This is a genomic window from Undibacterium sp. RuTC16W (genome assembly GCF_049339445.1).
Classification (GTDB): Bacteria; Pseudomonadota; Gammaproteobacteria; order Burkholderiales; family Burkholderiaceae_D; genus Undibacterium.
Window position 1 is genome coordinate 51,372 of the sequence record NZ_JBMPPE010000014.1, and the last position, 15,022, is coordinate 66,393.

14 protein-coding genes and 1 pseudogene are annotated in these 15,022 nt (G+C 47.6%); 11 read left to right on the forward strand and 4 right to left on the reverse strand.

Features of this window, described 5'->3' with window-relative positions:
• Nucleotides 1-28 precede the first annotated feature (28 nt).
• Nucleotides 29-1,018 (reverse strand): annotated as a pseudogene (locus ACO0K4_RS19185) (integron integrase).
• 140 nt (nt 1,019-1,158) lie between these two features.
• Between ACO0K4_RS19185 and ACO0K4_RS19190 the strand changes: the two are divergent.
• The 10 genes from ACO0K4_RS19190 to ACO0K4_RS19235 all read left to right on the forward strand — a co-directional run bounded on the left by ACO0K4_RS19190 (nt 1,159) and on the right by ACO0K4_RS19235 (nt 8,602).
• Nucleotides 1,159-1,506: a hypothetical protein gene (locus tag ACO0K4_RS19190; protein ID WP_422958285.1), complete on the forward strand. Its 348-nt coding sequence runs from the start codon at nt 1,159-1,161 to the stop codon at nt 1,504-1,506.
• Between the two features lie 120 nt (nt 1,507-1,626).
• Nucleotides 1,627-2,091, forward strand: a complete 465-nt coding sequence (locus ACO0K4_RS19195; protein ID WP_422958286.1) for a hypothetical protein — start codon at nt 1,627-1,629, stop codon at nt 2,089-2,091.
• A 140-nt stretch (nt 2,092-2,231) separates the two neighbouring features.
• Nucleotides 2,232-2,618, forward strand: coding sequence for a hypothetical protein (locus ACO0K4_RS19200; RefSeq protein WP_422958287.1), 387 nt, complete (start codon nt 2,232-2,234; stop codon nt 2,616-2,618).
• A 98-nt stretch (nt 2,619-2,716) separates the two neighbouring features.
• Nucleotides 2,717-3,226 (forward strand): hypothetical protein, encoded by a 510-nt coding sequence (locus ACO0K4_RS19205; protein WP_422958288.1) that lies wholly within the window; start codon nt 2,717-2,719, stop codon nt 3,224-3,226.
• Nucleotides 3,227-3,322: 96 nt separating this feature from the next.
• Nucleotides 3,323-3,814, forward strand: coding sequence for a hypothetical protein (locus tag ACO0K4_RS19210; protein WP_422958289.1), 492 nt, complete (start codon nt 3,323-3,325; stop codon nt 3,812-3,814).
• 102 nt (nt 3,815-3,916) lie between these two features.
• Nucleotides 3,917-4,237, forward strand: a complete 321-nt coding sequence (locus ACO0K4_RS19215) for a hypothetical protein (RefSeq protein WP_422958290.1) — start codon at nt 3,917-3,919, stop codon at nt 4,235-4,237.
• Nucleotides 4,238-4,362: 125 nt separating this feature from the next.
• Nucleotides 4,363-4,767, forward strand: a complete 405-nt coding sequence (locus ACO0K4_RS19220) for a hypothetical protein (RefSeq protein WP_422958291.1) — start codon at nt 4,363-4,365, stop codon at nt 4,765-4,767.
• Nucleotides 4,768-5,161: 394 nt separating this feature from the next.
• Nucleotides 5,162-6,685 carry a serine hydrolase domain-containing protein gene (locus ACO0K4_RS19225; RefSeq protein WP_422958292.1) on the forward strand — a complete coding sequence of 508 codons (1,524 nt, stop codon included), beginning with the start codon at nt 5,162-5,164 and terminating at the stop codon, nt 6,683-6,685.
• A 312-nt stretch (nt 6,686-6,997) separates the two neighbouring features.
• Nucleotides 6,998-7,405 (forward strand): VOC family protein, encoded by a 408-nt coding sequence (locus ACO0K4_RS19230; protein ID WP_422958293.1) that lies wholly within the window; start codon nt 6,998-7,000, stop codon nt 7,403-7,405.
• A 354-nt stretch (nt 7,406-7,759) separates the two neighbouring features.
• Nucleotides 7,760-8,602 carry a winged helix-turn-helix domain-containing protein gene (locus tag ACO0K4_RS19235; protein ID WP_422958294.1) on the forward strand — a complete coding sequence of 281 codons (843 nt, stop codon included), beginning with the start codon at nt 7,760-7,762 and terminating at the stop codon, nt 8,600-8,602.
• A gap of 16 nt (nt 8,603-8,618) precedes the next feature.
• Here ACO0K4_RS19235 and ACO0K4_RS19240 read toward each other — a convergent pair whose 3' ends face one another.
• Nucleotides 8,619-9,245: a YceI family protein gene (locus tag ACO0K4_RS19240; protein WP_422958295.1), complete on the reverse strand. Its 627-nt coding sequence runs from the start codon at nt 9,243-9,245 to the stop codon at nt 8,619-8,621.
• A 363-nt stretch (nt 9,246-9,608) separates the two neighbouring features.
• Between ACO0K4_RS19240 and ACO0K4_RS19245 the strand changes: the two genes are divergently transcribed.
• The gene (locus tag ACO0K4_RS19245) at nt 9,609-9,998 is read left to right on the forward strand and encodes a nuclear transport factor 2 family protein (protein ID WP_422958296.1); all 390 of its coding nucleotides are present in this window, start codon (nt 9,609-9,611) and stop codon (nt 9,996-9,998) included.
• 138 nt (nt 9,999-10,136) lie between these two features.
• On the opposite strand, the gene aceA is transcribed toward ACO0K4_RS19245, so the two are convergent.
• Nucleotides 10,137-11,435, reverse strand: a complete 1,299-nt coding sequence (gene aceA / locus ACO0K4_RS19250; protein ID WP_422958297.1) for an isocitrate lyase — start codon at nt 11,433-11,435, stop codon at nt 10,137-10,139.
• A gap of 961 nt (nt 11,436-12,396) precedes the next feature.
• Nucleotides 12,397-14,862: a capsular biosynthesis protein gene (locus ACO0K4_RS19255; RefSeq protein WP_422958298.1), complete on the reverse strand. Its 2,466-nt coding sequence runs from the start codon at nt 14,860-14,862 to the stop codon at nt 12,397-12,399.
• Nucleotides 14,863-15,022 lie beyond the last annotated feature (160 nt).

Below are 15,022 nucleotides of genomic sequence, written 5' to 3' on the forward strand. Positions count from 1 at the left end.
ACAATTTGTACTATCCGATATTAAAAAATTACGCCATGGTATCCAGCGGGCTGCGTACGCCACCAGCTACTTTTAACACATGAGTGTAGGTCATCGTAGTGCTGACATCAGCATGCCCCAGCAAATCTTGCACAGTACGAATATCGCAACCACTTTGCAATAGATGGGGCGCAAAACAATGACGCAACGTATGCGGACTTGCCGGCTTATGGTTGCCTGTATGCCTTAACGCAGCAGTAAAAGCACGGCGAAATGTTTGAACAAAAAGATGATGCCGGCGCACTACGCCAGATATTGGATCAGTCGCGAGATTTTTTTGAGGAAACACCCAAAACCACGCCAGACTATGCCCGGCTCGCGGATATTTTTTAGCCAATGCAAAGGGCATTTCAACGCCACTTTTTTGCATATCAACGTCCATTTGCCAAAGTAACTTGCTTTGCTGCAATTGGTCCTGCAAATCACGTTGCAAACTGATTGGCAACATCACAACGCGGTCTTTCCCGCCTTTGGCCTCGCGAATAATAATCGCGCCTCGCTCAAATAAAATATCCTTAGTCCTTAAACGCGCCGCTTCCATAACCCGCATCCCAGTGCCAAAAAGTAGTTTGGTAAATAAGGCAAATTCTGGATGACTGGCATTCAAAACAATGAATATCGCCTTCACCTCCAGAGCCGTCAACACCACCGGCAAACGTTGCGATGTTTTTGGCCGACCAATTTGCTGCATCCAAGGCAAATCAACTTGAATCACTTCTCTATACAAAAATAAAATAGCGCTTAAAGCTTGTTTATGGGTAGATGCGGATACTTGCCGCTCGGTTGCCAGCATCGTCAAAAATGCCTCTATCTCGGACGCCCCCATTTCAACAGGATGACGAAGTCCAGACCAGCGTATAAAGAAACGTATCCAATATACACAGACCTTTTCTGTTGACAAGCTGTAATGCTTCTAACGCAAGCGTTCACGCATCTGGTCAAGTAATCGAGGTTTTACGGGAATGACATTTTTGTCCATTTGGTTATACTGTATGTTTAATCAGCATAACCAAATGTAGCTCATGCCCATGAGCATTTCAAGAGATGTAGAGCAAGCTACTTTTTTTGCTCCATCGGTTATCATTGCAAAATGAAAATTAAATCACGTTAGACGTCTCAATGCCACTGAAACCGATCATTCATCACAAGGTCGCAGCCGAGTCAGTAGCGAATCGTGTGGCCAATGAGTATCGAAGCGTCATTGATGCATCGCGCCTCACGCAGCCTTCGTACACGGTTCTTTCCTATCCCGGAATGCAAGGCGAGTCTTCGTCCATCGTTAACTCGAAGTCCGCTTCTAAGGCGTTAGCGAAAGCGCAGCCGCAAGGTGATCCAATAGTCGCCGTAGCGCACAACTTCACATCCGAAGCACTGGAGCTGCTGCAGTCGCACGGAGCAATCGTCTTTCGTACGAGAGATCACTATTGGTCAGATGCTTCGTATGCCAGCCTCGGCGGGAAGCTCTGAAATCATGCGCAACCAAGCCGCTTTCCAACAGACGCCTAACCCTTCCATCGAGAGGACGTCACCCGGCAAGCCGGGCGCCGCCTCTCATGTCAAACGTTATGTTTCATGATTCTTCGAACAATGCCGAATCCAACTAATGCTACGATCGCCGCATATTACCTTTACGGCCTTGAGGCAGGTATCGTGACTCTTCAGCAAGCAAAGGATTGGGCATCCTCAGTTGTTGAATCTGTGGATAGTTCATCAACTGATATTATCGATGTCGCTTTGAGCAGTGGACTGCCCGAGATCAATGAGAAATTAAATGCTGTAACAGGCGAACGCGATATTCAGCTCGCCGGAAAATGGCTTCTCAATGCTTTGAATAAAGAATTTAGCTCTAACCCGTTAAATGTTGAACGAATCACTAAACAAGCAATGCAAGTAACCCTATCGACCGCATTGGGAGATGATGAGTATTACGTCTTCGATTCCATCGATGATTCGCTTTCATTGGCACAGAGTGGCACATATGGATCGGTAGAAGGGTGTCGAAGTGAACTTGAAAATGCACTTTCAGCGTATCAAGAGGGCTTCAATGCCTGAACATAACATGGCGCTGAACTCGGAAACTGCGCATTTTGGCGTTTCGACGTTCGGCATTTTTTCAATTATTTTCTCTCCGGTTTGCGGTTGTAATACGCAGTTCCGGGTAGCTCTGCGCTAGGCGCCAACAAGGAGAGGCTGTGCTGAATCGAGTAGCTGCAATTCTCGCCGTGGTCGGAACCACGATAGCCTTCGCGGCAGACGCACCCAATTCATACCTGTCCGCGAAAGCCACATGGGAGAGAACGAAGGACGACACCAAGTACCAAGCCTATGCAGCAGAGTTCGCTCAGTTCAACAACCATTTCCACCTCGACGAGAAAGACGGTTGCTACTCGCTGGCACCAGGTCCAGTGAACCTAATGCTGGTAATAACCCGGCCGGCAAAGAGCGAGTATGCGGTCATCGAACGTGTGCTCTCGGACGTAGAGAACGCCAAGGCGCAGTGCTTCAAGAAGTCGTACGGCGGCGTAAAGACAAAAGCTCCACCATTCGTTCCGTTTGTTCTTCAAATGCAAATGGGCTAGCGGCCGTGTTGGCGCCTAACCCTTCAATCGAGAGGACGTCACCCGGCGAGCCGGGCGCCGCCTCTCATCTCAAACGTTAAAGCACAAGATTTCAACGAATGAACAATCGCCGTTTTCAAACTCTAGACAAAAATTATCAGTCCAAACTGATGGATTCTTTTCCTAAATTATCCGCGATCATAAACAATGAAAATAAACACGACTATCAACAAGTAGCTATTACGGTATTCGATCATTGGCTAACTGAAGATGAGGCGGTCAAAGAGCTAAACGATGTGCCAATCGAAAAACAAAAAATTTACGACGCGAAATTACATTCATTTGTGTGTGGTCTTACATCGACATTTGAATCATATTTAATTAAATGCGTCGGAAGGCACAAGGAGCGCGTTACTTTTAGAGCTTTTAAATCTGATGATGCAAGAAGAACATTGGTGCCTTTAAATTACTTCGCGAGCCATCGGCATAGATTCATTTTTGTTGTTCCAGCTTTGCAACTCATTTACACAGAAAGTTGGGACTATACGCATCATGTCTATTTAAGAGATAGCGCTTCGTTAGAGGTACTTAGAGCAGAAGCGGCAAAGGTAGGCGTATATGTGCTTTAACATGACATCCGTAGCGGACGCGCGAAAGATTGTTTCGCTGTATTTTATTAATCAGTGCGCGCGCCGCACAATTGAACGTTAAACATCTTCCCCAACATGACGTACATTCTTTCAGCAGAGCGCGATTCAGAGCAAGCACAAGACCTGTGGTATGAATACCAGCAATATCTATCGCTAAATAAGTCCAACTTTCCTGCAAGTGCCTACACGTTGGCAACATCAGATTGGTACTACGGTTTTGATGACCATCGTGCCCCGCATGACGCTTGGCTTGAGTGGGCTAGGTTTGAAGAACCGGCGTCCGGCGAACGAAGCGAAATTCGTCACCTTAGTTTGCGAATTCGATTGCTTGGCGCATACCATGATAACTATCTTGAGTTCTTCTACCCAAAGGTCTTTGCATACACCTTAAGCAACGATGTCAGCGATAATGGTCATTGCGATTGGAGGTACGACGAATTTCGTCTTTCAACGAAAGGGCATCTTCTACATGAAATCGAATGGGCTGGTAGGCCAGGTATAGAATCTCGATGGGTCATTGAAGCGTCTGATGTTGAATTCAGTGTCTTTCCGCGACCAGAGGTTTAACTTAACGTTCGAGGGTGACGCCGTGAAAGTATTTTCCGTACAGATTGGCTGCATTTTTTGGCTCACCTCAACTTTGCGTTATACGTCTATGAGTACTATCCGATGACTTACGTAGTTCGATATTTTTTTGATCCAGGTAGTGGAATCTGTCTGTGGGCGAAGAACGAAGCTACTCGAGAAAAATTTGGCTATCCTATCGATCACTGGACATTACCTCTTCCTGAAAATACAAAGCGTGCGTTGCAATATTTAGTTGCGTGGTTTGATACATCACTTGATTGGGATGCTCCATCGGACTCCGATACTTACTGGTCGGATGATGAATTGCAAAGATTTAGATTAGCAGCTAGAAAAGGACTTGAATTGCTACGTCAAGAACTACCTTCACAACTTTATGAATTCATTGATGAAACCGACGCATAACACGACGCTCGACACGGAAACTGCGCATGGTGGCATTTCTACGTTCAGCACTTTTTCAACCATCAGCTCTACGGTAGCTGTGCGTTCCGCGCAGTCCCGTTCAGCTCGACGTTAGAGCTCTTTGAATGATCCGCTTCCTTGTCCGAATTTTTGTGTTGTCGCTGTTCAGCCTTCCAGGCATTGCTTTGGCGGGCTATGACTTGCATATCACAAGAGCCAATGAATGGGCATTGAGTTCTAAACATCCCATTTCGGAAAATGAGTGGAAGAATGCCGTCATGTCGGATGGCCAGTTTCAGATGGACACGACCGCGACCGCTGAGAATCCTAAGACGCATGAGACCATTCAGGTTTCAAATCCATTGATGGCCTCTTGGGTCGATCCGACCTCGAAAGAGAAGCACTACTTCTACTATTCTCGCGGCGAAATCACGGTCAAGAATCCTAGCAAAAATGCAATCGCGAAAATGAAGGCAGTCGCAAGAAAACTTTCAGCGCGGGTTCAAGGAGACGACGGCGAGTGGTATTGACGGAACTATCTCTAACCTTTAGCTCCAGCGGACGCGCTACAGCGGGCTTCGCCCACTTCCGCGCGCCGCTAAGCAATCACGTTAGCAAGCGTAGGGTGCGTTCCACGCACCGTCTTTTAAAAATACTCCCTAAATGCATATCTACAGTGTTCTTATATCACCTGAACAAGAAGACGTATTTATAGCTATTACTAGAAAAAATATGTGTAACGACAATTCATATTGTTAAGCTTTAATTATAATTTTTTACACCTAATGCGGTGTGTGGAACGTACGGTTGCCTTCATGATCATTTTGAGAAATGTAGGTCAAGCCTCCTATTTATGTTACGTCGGGTATCATCCTTAAATAAAAATTAAATCATTTGTTAGCGACATCAGATGCAGGAGATTTTGTGCAGATTTCCAAACGCTTCGTTACTGTGTGTGTCATGTGTGCGGCGGTTCTCGACGGCGCAGGTGTGCGTAGTGCATGGGCGCAAGAGACATACTGGCCCACGCACGGATGGCGCTACTCCTCCCCGGAAGCGCAAGGGATGGATTCCCAGGTGCTGGCCGGCGCGTTTGACTACATTCGCGACCACCATACGCCGATCCACAGCCTGACCATCGTTCGCAATGGCTATGTTGTACTGGATGCCTATTTCTGGCCGTTCATGGATGGACAATTCCACGATGTCGCGTCGGTGACGAAGAGCGTTACGTCGACGCTCGTCGGGATCGCAATTGGCAAGCATAAGCTGGAGCTTCGCCAGCCGTTGACTTCGGTCTTCAATCAACGAAGGATCGCGAACCTGGACGAGCAAAAAAAACGTATGGCCATCGAGCATTTGCTGACGATGACCTCCGGGTTGGACTGCCACGCCAGCATCGGCGAGATCACACTGTCCCAGATGAGGAAAAGTGCCGATTGGACCCAGTTCATGCTGGATCTCCCGATGCGCGATGAGCCCGGAAGCCATTTCGAGTATTGCTCCGGCGGAATGCACATCCTTTCTAGCGCGATCACAAAGGCAACGGGCCTGAGCGCATTCGATTTCGCGCGCCACGAGCTGTTTAATCCACTCGGTATCAGCAACGTAGCATGGCCAGCCGATGGCCACGGTGTTTCGTATGGCTGGGGCGATCTCCACCTCGAGCCCCGCGACATGGCGAAATTAGGGTATCTGTGGTTGAACAAAGGTCGCTGGGAAGACCGACAACTCGTTCCGGAGAAGTTGATGGAGGCTGCCATTCAGGGACGTTCCTTGCCGATGAGCAGTGATACGAAATATGGATATGGATTCTGGATTTATCCGAATAGGCAACCGCCGCTGTTCGAAGCACTCGGTCGGGGCGGTCAACGTATCAGCGTATCTCCGGAGAAAAACGTTGTCGTCGTGTTTACGGGCGGAGAGTTCGAGCCTGGCGATATAGGTGCGTTCATAGGTCGCGCCATCAAGTCCGATCAGCCCATGCCTGAAAATCCGTCAGCGGCTGCCCGGTTAGTGGCTGCAGTGAAAGATGCGGCAACGCCGCCTCGCCCAGTGTCACCTCTCTCGCAGCCGCTAAGGACGGTTTCGGGCAGGCGGTATACGCTCACGGCGAACCCAATCGACCTGAAGTCCTTTGTCCTCACGTTTTCAGGAACTGAGGTTGCGCACCTTCAGCTAGAACTAGGCCATCGAAGCGATCCATTAAGGCCGATCGGACTAGACGGGGTTCCACGCGTATCCGCTGGCGGCAATTTTGGCTTGCCAGTTGCAGTCAGCGGAGTGTGGAGGTCCGACGGTACCTTTCTCGTCGAATACAACGAAATAGGCAACATCAACATGTACCAGTTCCGCCTGAAGTTTTCGGGTGATGATGTCGACGTGGAACTGAGCGAGCGATCGCAGGTGATTCCAAACGCACGGTTCCACGGGACGTCCGTCAATTGAGATCAAGAACATGGGGTCAAATTATCTGGGCAAGAAGGCATATTTTCACTCATTCATAGGGAGTATATGCAATAGCATCGCCACTATTGTGCGTGCACACCTTAGTTTTGCACGCAATTCGGTTCGTGAAACGCCACCTACTTTTGCCGCATATTTATCAGGGCAAACAAATATCCTCAACCTCCATCCGGCTCTCAAGCGATTTAAAAAATTGTCTATTCTTGTTTTGTCGGCTATCTTTGCGACATGAAAATGAAATCGCGTTAGGCAGCAAAAAACTTCATTCTTATCTGCGATAAAAAGGTGAATTACATGAGCAAACAAATATTCCTTAATCTGCCGGTTTCCGATTTACCCAAATCGCTGGCCTTTTTCAAGGCACTTGGCTTTGAAAACAATCCGCAGTTCTCCAGTGACAGTGGTGAGTGCATAGTCATCAGCGACACGATTTTTGCTATGTTGTGTACCCGGGATAGATTTCGCGACTTCACGCCAAAAGATATTTGCGATACCAGCAAGGCCGTAGAAATGCTGATCAATCTTAACTGTGAGAGCCGCGAAGAGGTAGATGGTCTGGTGGCTAAGGCACTCGCTGCGGGCGGTTCAACCTATGATAAACCTGAGGATTTAGGCTTCATGTATTCGCACAGCTTCGTAGATCCTGATGGTCATGGGTGGGGGCTCTTTCATATCACTGCCACGCCAGGTCAGCAAACGTAGGTTATGCGTTCCACCCGCCGTTTTTTATAAATACTTCCGATACATATATTTAAAATATTCAAAATGTCCGTATTGACGGGTCAAGTAGTCAGCTCGCTAGCGTGTTGCCATAGCCGTTGCCTGAATGCGGCAGATCCACAATCCGATGGAGTTGGACTTGTATGGCTTGATCAGACAGAGTAATCTTGCGCGAGCTAGTACTGCATCTCAGGCTGATAACAAAATTGTCGTACAAAGCTCAACTTGTCTTCCCATTCAAATCCAATTCTATTGCGCATGCTGCTCTCATCTACCCGACTGCAAATAGGCGATTATTCCGTTGACTTCAATTCAGGCGAAATACAAAAAGACGGTATGTCCTCCCAACTCGATGGGCGCATTGCCAGGTTATTGATGTATCTGGCGCATCGCCCCGGCGAAGTTGTCAGCATCGACGAATTGCTCGATCAAGTTTGGGAAGGCGTAGTAGTTTCGCCCGATTCAGTTTATCAGGCGATCGCTACGCTGCGTAAAGCCTTGAGTGACGATCAAAAAAATCCATCTTATATCATCACTGTGCCAAGGCGCGGCTACAAACTGATCGCAAGCGTTCGCAACATGAGCTCAGGAAAGGAGTCTGAAATTGATACGCCGCTGCTATCTCCTGAGTCGACAAACATGCCTGTCGTTTATCCAATCAAATCTCCTACCGCCCGGATATCCGTGCTGATCGCACTTGTCGTGGTCGTAGCAGGAGCATTTGTCACATATCGGGGCTGGGAGGGTGTTGCGCAGTCCAACAGCAGGGGCACTGCAATATCGGTTCAGCCAGTCCACTCTATCGCCGTTTTGCCTTTTTTAGATCTCACTGATAGCATGACTGAAGAGCCCTTTGCCGACGGCATGGTAGAGGAGTTGATCAATAAATTGACGAAAGCAACCAGGTTACCTGTCACGCCAGCAGCTGACTCTTTCTTCTATAAAGATAAACAAGTTGCCACCGAGGAGGTGGCTCGTGCTTTACATGTTGACTATGTTCTGGAAGGCAGTGTGCGCAAATCTGGAAAGATCTTACGTATTGCGGTGCGTCTCACCCGCGCAGCAGATCATTTCGTGATCTGGTCCGAAACCTATGATAGATCCTGGAGTGACAAACTAGTCGTACAGGATGAAATCGCCAGCGAAGTAAGTCGTTCGCTAGCAAAATCACTGAATTAGCCAGATGTCGTTCAGACTAATCAACACCGATGGCAGTCTGATCGTGTCCCGCATCCGTATCTTTGCCCTGCACTGCTTCTATCTGAATCTTGAGGGTGAGCAGATCCCCAACCAAATCTTCGTAGGCATCTAGCCCAAATTCAGAGCGTTTCAATGTTGTGGATGCCGTGAACCCAATCGACGGTAGCTCAGAAACTTCGTTAATACCTATCTTATTTACCTTCAGATCCAGAACCACAGACTTGGTTACGCCGGCTATTGTCAGGTCCCCAACTATTTTGCCATGGGTTGAATCCGTGCGAACTACTTTGGTCGATTTGAACGAAATAGTTGGATATTGAAATAGTTTGACCCAATTTTTATCGGCTCGCATCATCTTGTTCCAGACTGCATCACCCAAATCGATCGAACGGGTCGGCAAAACAACCGCGGCGTTTGATCTGCCCCAATCGTCAACATCAAAATCAAATGACCCCGGCGCGACGCGCATTGTGCCGACCAATTCGATAAAGCCCTGATGTTCAATATTGAAGGTGACGCGTGAAAGTTTGGAAACAAAGGTGTAGCTAACCGGTGCAGCATGCACAGGCCGTACTATCGCCAATAGAAAAATAACAAGAATACTGCAACGAATGATGCTCATAATACCTCCTGGGTTGTGGTGGGAAAACAGGAGGAAATTTATCGTGTTGCTACAAATTTAGCCTGAAAAAAATCTGAAGATATTCTGAATTGTTCTGAGTCATTCCAAATCAGGTACTTAACAAGCGTAGGCTGCAGCCCACAGACCGTTTTTTATAAATACCCATCATATGTATTCTTACTATGTTCGCGAGTTCATATATCAACAGAACAATAAGGTATATTTGTTTTAATCGTCTTCAAAGATTTTGGATTGGGCTCGACGATTGCCGATCACATTGCCTATTTTAAATTTTAAGCCAAGGATCTTATAGGGGATAATGTATAAACTTGGCATCATTAAATCCACGCTCCGGAGAAATTTATGTCGTCTGACCCAATCGCGATCTGGCATCAACTCGTTAAGGAACGCAATACGCGAGGACTTGATGCGTTGCTTGCTGAGGATGCTGTTTTCTACTCACCGGTGGTGAACACGCCTCAAGTTGGAAAAAGCATTACGAAGCAATATCTCAGTGCGGCACTTCATGTGCTTGCCAATGAATCGTTTCATTATGTGCGGGAACTCACTGGCGATCGCGATGCGATTCTTGAGTTTGAGCTGGAGTTAGATGGCATCAAGATTAACGGTGTCGATATGATCAAGTGGAATGAGGACGGTAAGATCACGGAGTTTAAAGTGATGCTTCGTCCTTTGAAGGCAGTTAACCTGATCCATCAGAAAATGGCTGCGATGCTTCAGTCGGGCACGTAAATAATTCAGGTCTTGTTTGTTTAGAACTTATTCGAAATAACACTACAGAAATAAAAAACCGCACGATCTGCATCGTGCGGTTTTTCTTTATGGCTAAAAATTCAGATCAACTAAAGTAACTCAAGCGAGTTTAGTACCTTAAGCGACTTTTTTAGCATCGAAGAATTGCTCATCTTCTGTCGAGCCATGCAGCGCTGTCGTAGACGATTGGCCTTGTTGAATGACTTGTGTCACTGCATCAAAGTAACCTGTACCGACTTCGCGCTGATGCTTAACTGCGGTAAAGCCTTTTTCTGCTGCAGCGAACTCTGCTTCTTGCAATTCGACGAAAGCGGACATCTGGTTACGTGCATAGCCGTGTGCCAGGTTGAACATGCCGTAGTTCAATGCATGGAAACCAGCCAGGGTGATGAATTGGAATTTGTAGCCCATTTTGCCCAATTCTTTTTGGAACTTGGCGATTGTTGCGTCATCCAGATTTTTCTTCCAGTTAAATGATGGTGAGCAATTGTAGGACAACAATTTACCTGGGAACTTGGCATGGATTGCATCAGCAAATGCTTGAGCAAATTCCAGATCAGGCTTGCCAGTTTCGCACCATATCATGTCGGCGTATTCGGCATAAGCCAGGCCACGGGAGATCGCTTGTTGCAGACCTGGTTTAGTTTTGTAGAAGCCTTCAACCGTGCGCTCGCCAGTCAGGAAAGGTTTGTCATTGTCATCAACATCAGATGTGATCAAGTCAGCTGCTTCTGCGTCGGTACGAGCCAGCAATACGGTTGGTGTGCCCATGACGTCCGCTGCCAGACGTGCTGCATTCAATTTCTCTACTGCTTCACGTGTTGGTACCAATACTTTGCCGCCCATGTGGCCGCATTTTTTAACAGAAGCTAATTGATCTTCGAAGTGGACGCCTGATGCGCCAGCTTCGATCATGGCTTTCATCAATTCAAATGCGTTCAATACGCCGCCGAAACCAGCTTCTGCGTCGGCTACGATTGGTGCGAAGAAGTCTGTATCGCCTTTGCCTTCAGACCATTGGATTTGATCCGCACGTGTCAGGCAGTTGTTGATACGCTTCACAACCAGTGGTACTGAGTTTGCAGGATACAAAGATTGATCTGGATACATTTCGCCAGCAACGTTGGCGTCGCCAGCAACTTGCCAGCCGGACAGGTAGATGGCTTTCAAACCAGCTTTAACTTGTTGCATTGCCTGATTGCCAGTCAATGCGCCGAGGGCGTTGACGAATGGCTCGTTATTGACCAGATCCCACAGCTTGATGGAGCCGTTTTTCGCCAGCGTGTGCTCAACTTTGATCGAGCCACGCAGATTAACGACGTCTGCTGCGGTGTAGTTACGTTTGATACCGATCCAGCGTGGATTGGTATCCCAGTCTTTTTGCAATTCAGCAATCTGTTGTTCGCGTGTCGTCATGGTTCTCTCCTGTGGGCAAAATAAATGAAACTGTTAAAACTAATGAAAAGTGAATTCCGTTGAGAGAAATAATAGGACATTTTTTGCGAAGCAACAAGGTCTTATATAAGACATATAACAAATATTTAAACATTTAAAATCAAATACTTAAATACTGTTTTTTGCGATGTGAAATAATATCTCTCAGAATGAGAAAAATAATTTGTGCAGACCTTCATTTATTTTTCACATTGTGAAAAATTAGTTTCACATCATAAAATTTGGTGTTTATCCGTATTTTATTAAGAAAATTTAGTTTCAAAGTAGGCGGCGATTTGCTATTTTTGCGATCAGATTTTGCCAAATAAGCTGGTGGACGGGTCAATTGTGCGAATCTGGTAACTCCGGCGGTTCCTGGACCTTCAATTCTGTCGTGACTATGGCTGACGCAGAAACTACAGCCTCTCACTGCAGAGACACAAATACACGGAGACGCAGAGAAAAACAGGCGTAAGCGGTTCCATGAAATATCGATTAAAGAGGTTTTAGAAACTCCCCAAGCGAATCCGCAAGCGGAATGCGCCTGTTGGCACGAAAAACCTTTGGAAGCCGCATCCAGCCTGCGGTTCGATATGGGGAACCTCTAAACATCTCCAAATTAAAAACTATGTCGATAGAACTGACACAAAAACCAAGACCTCTTACTACAGAGACACAGAGGCACGGAGAAAAGGCAAAAGTAAACGGCTCAACGAAACAGGGATTGCAGAGTTTTTAGAAATTCCCTGTGGGGGCATCCAAAAAACTGTTTTTCTGGCGTTTCTTTACATCTGATTTATTGGCTTAATCAGGCTTAATCAGATGTAATTTTTCAATTTGTAGATTTTTAGAAGTTCTCATGTACACAGCGCTAAGCAACTCGTCGTTTTGCGTAAGTCCCGCTGAAGTACGTATGTGTTGGTGTGCTTATGAGCTTATGTACTTATTCCCCCACTAGCTCATACCAAGGCGACAAGCGGTTGGATTGACCAATATCAGTCACAGTGTCAGTCGTATTGAATCGAATTTCAATGCCATTTTTATGCTGCTTGATTAGCGATGCGGGTAAGGCCGTCTCACGTCGCCCGGAACCATCGAGCGGAAACACTTTCAGATTCCGCATGTGAGTTGGTATAAAAACTGTCGCCTGCACACGCTCCAGCCATGCGGGCGCTTGCCCGTCGCGCGGGCCTGAGGGTTTGTTCACAGTCGAACCGGATTGAGCGTCAGGCTCCAGAGTCCACCATCCACTACTACCGGAATAAGGAATGAGTTGCTTGGGACGCTCTGGCATCGTATTCGGCTGACTGCCGACGATACTGGCAACGACTGTCAGCAATACTCTCTTTGATTTAACCAGACTGAGTCCGTCGCGGCTGGTTGCGGTGACAACGGCAAAACGCCTGCCACTCTGATTCAATTTCACGGCGATTCCCTGAGCGTCTGAGACTGCCGGACTAAACGCATCAGTATCACTGAAGCCTGTCCATATCATGCTGTACGGTGTCGTCACATGGAGTTGCGCCGGGTCGGGCATGTATTGCATGCCGCTTCCCTGCCCTTGCCACGGAGCCGTGCTGTCGATGATAGCTTGGGGGGCATTGACAGCACCAATGGCGCGCTTGGGATCTGATGATATCGGCGGAGTTTGAGCGGGCGGCTTGTTTTGTCCAAGATATTGCATGCCGATGCGCGTTGAGAATGCATTCCGGGGGCTAAGGCCGTAACGACTCAATAAATACGCAGGATAGGCCGATTCATCTCTAAGCGCGGCGATCATTTGCCGTGCATCCAGGCTTAGCGGAACGGTTTTTTTTTCGGATAGCGGGCGTATCTGAAAAAGACGGAACATCGCTGCTGCGGTCCCAGTATTAGCGTACTGTGCCCAGTTACCGCTGAGGTTAAAACTGTCGGGAACAGAATTCCACGTATCGCCATCAATATACTGAAAAAGAAACAGCCCATCCCAGTCCTGTGCACTGGCGAGAGCAGTCACGACGGGCACAATCTCAGCCCCTTGCCTGTTTGGATATGCCTGATTGAATTCGCTCAAAACAAAGGGCTTGTTCACATCGCGAAAATACGCTCTTTGCAACAACTGTGGCCAGGCTTCTTTGAGTGCCGAACTATCACGGATACGCCAGTCGTTTCTATCCCATGCCTGATGCGGAAAATCGTAATGATCAACATAAAAATGTTCATCCACATAATCCATATCTTCCTGCGCATCGGCGTTCATGACACCACCGTAATACATTTGCGTACCAGTCACCGGAATCAGATTACCGACCTCCGCACGGATCGTGCGACGCACGCTTTCCAGATATTGCTTATCCATCTCGGTTAAAAATAGCGTGAAATCGAGTACACGCAACCCTGCGCCTTGCGTATGGGATTCAAAGGAATGGCCGAAGATTTCGGGAGACGAGATACCAATTTTTGCCATTCCCTTGCGCGCAAGTTTGCGCAACTTACCAGACCAGCCGTAGGCGCCTTCTACAACATGGGATTCCGTCGATTTAAGTAACAAGCCGCCCTGTTTAGGCAAGTCGCAGGCATCCCACTGCTGGCATGCGGCATTCATACTGCCATAGCGTTTGAGCGCCCAGCGCTGCCACTGTAATTGCAAGAAGCGCTCGTATTCCCCTTTGATCGCGTCGACATCACCACGCTGCCATGCGCCCAATAAGGAAGATTCGTTATTGATCTCTATCATCGCCAGCGCCGGATCATTACTTAAGCCAAGGCGGCGTAATAACTCACGTGCATATTCATTTTGCAGCGTGATCATGCGCGTCTCAAACAAGTGATAGGGGTGACTGGCATAAGGCATGCGCTCCCCGGGGGCCAATGGTGTCACACCGTCCACAGCAGGGCGAAAGCTGTAACCCACATGCAGATTCAGGTTGACGTAAATACCTTCTGCTTTCAGTGCATCAATAAAACTGCGCAAACGGGAGATCGCTGTCGCATTGAATGTGGGAAATGCCCCGGTCGTCAAAATACCTCTTGGCTTGTCTTCACTGTCACTGAGTATGCTATCGAGATGATGCAGGCGGACAGCATTAAAGCCCAGCTTGCGCAAACGCCTTGCGATACGCGATGCATCAGTTTCGTTCGGGAAATTGGCAGCACTACTAAGACTGATGCCAAAAAAACGAACCCGGATGTCATCTGTCGTGTTAGGTCGACCATCTGCGCCAACACGATAAAAATGGGCGCCTTTAGTAAAGATCCTGTCGGCTTCGGTCAAACTATGATTTAAGCCGCTAAAATCCGGCGCACCTGTCAATGCATCCTCATTGACAGTGAATGGATAAAAGCCTGTTTCTGCCTGTGCCAATCCCGCATTCAATAAGCACAATCCTGTCAGCAACATGATCACCGGATAGTGGAGCAAACTAGACATCAAGCGTCGATCGCAAAGGCGGTGAATGGCAAAGTACATAATTCAAAAACAGAATGAGAGACACTCACAATAACGCAGAACTACGCATGCATGAATAGCCCGTCATAAAATTAACAATCGCTGACAACGAAGTCACGCTTTCGAGGCACAATAGTGCATT

Bases quoted from the DNA above. Each gene is read 5' to 3' on its own strand.
- ACO0K4_RS19190 (WP_422958285.1), top strand. From the start codon at position 1,159: ATGCCACTGAAACCGATCATTCATCACAAGGTCGCAGCCGAGTCAGTA.
- ACO0K4_RS19195 (WP_422958286.1), top strand. From the start codon at position 1,627: ATGCCGAATCCAACTAATGCTACGATCGCCGCATATTACCTTTACGGC.
- ACO0K4_RS19205 (WP_422958288.1), top strand. From the start codon at position 2,717: ATGAACAATCGCCGTTTTCAAACTCTAGACAAAAATTATCAGTCCAAA.
- ACO0K4_RS19210 (WP_422958289.1), top strand. From the start codon at position 3,323: ATGACGTACATTCTTTCAGCAGAGCGCGATTCAGAGCAAGCACAAGAC.
- ACO0K4_RS19215 (WP_422958290.1), top strand. From the start codon at position 3,917: ATGACTTACGTAGTTCGATATTTTTTTGATCCAGGTAGTGGAATCTGT.
- ACO0K4_RS19220 (WP_422958291.1), top strand. From the start codon at position 4,363: ATGATCCGCTTCCTTGTCCGAATTTTTGTGTTGTCGCTGTTCAGCCTT.
- ACO0K4_RS19230 (WP_422958293.1), top strand. From the start codon at position 6,998: ATGAGCAAACAAATATTCCTTAATCTGCCGGTTTCCGATTTACCCAAA.
- ACO0K4_RS19235 (WP_422958294.1), top strand. From the start codon at position 7,760: ATGTCCTCCCAACTCGATGGGCGCATTGCCAGGTTATTGATGTATCTG.
- ACO0K4_RS19240 (WP_422958295.1), bottom strand. From the start codon at position 9,245: ATGAGCATCATTCGTTGCAGTATTCTTGTTATTTTTCTATTGGCGATA.
- ACO0K4_RS19245 (WP_422958296.1), top strand. From the start codon at position 9,609: ATGTCGTCTGACCCAATCGCGATCTGGCATCAACTCGTTAAGGAACGC.
- aceA (WP_422958297.1), bottom strand. From the start codon at position 11,435: ATGACGACACGCGAACAACAGATTGCTGAATTGCAAAAAGACTGGGAT.
- ACO0K4_RS19255 (WP_422958298.1), bottom strand. From the start codon at position 14,862: ATGTCTAGTTTGCTCCACTATCCGGTGATCATGTTGCTGACAGGATTG.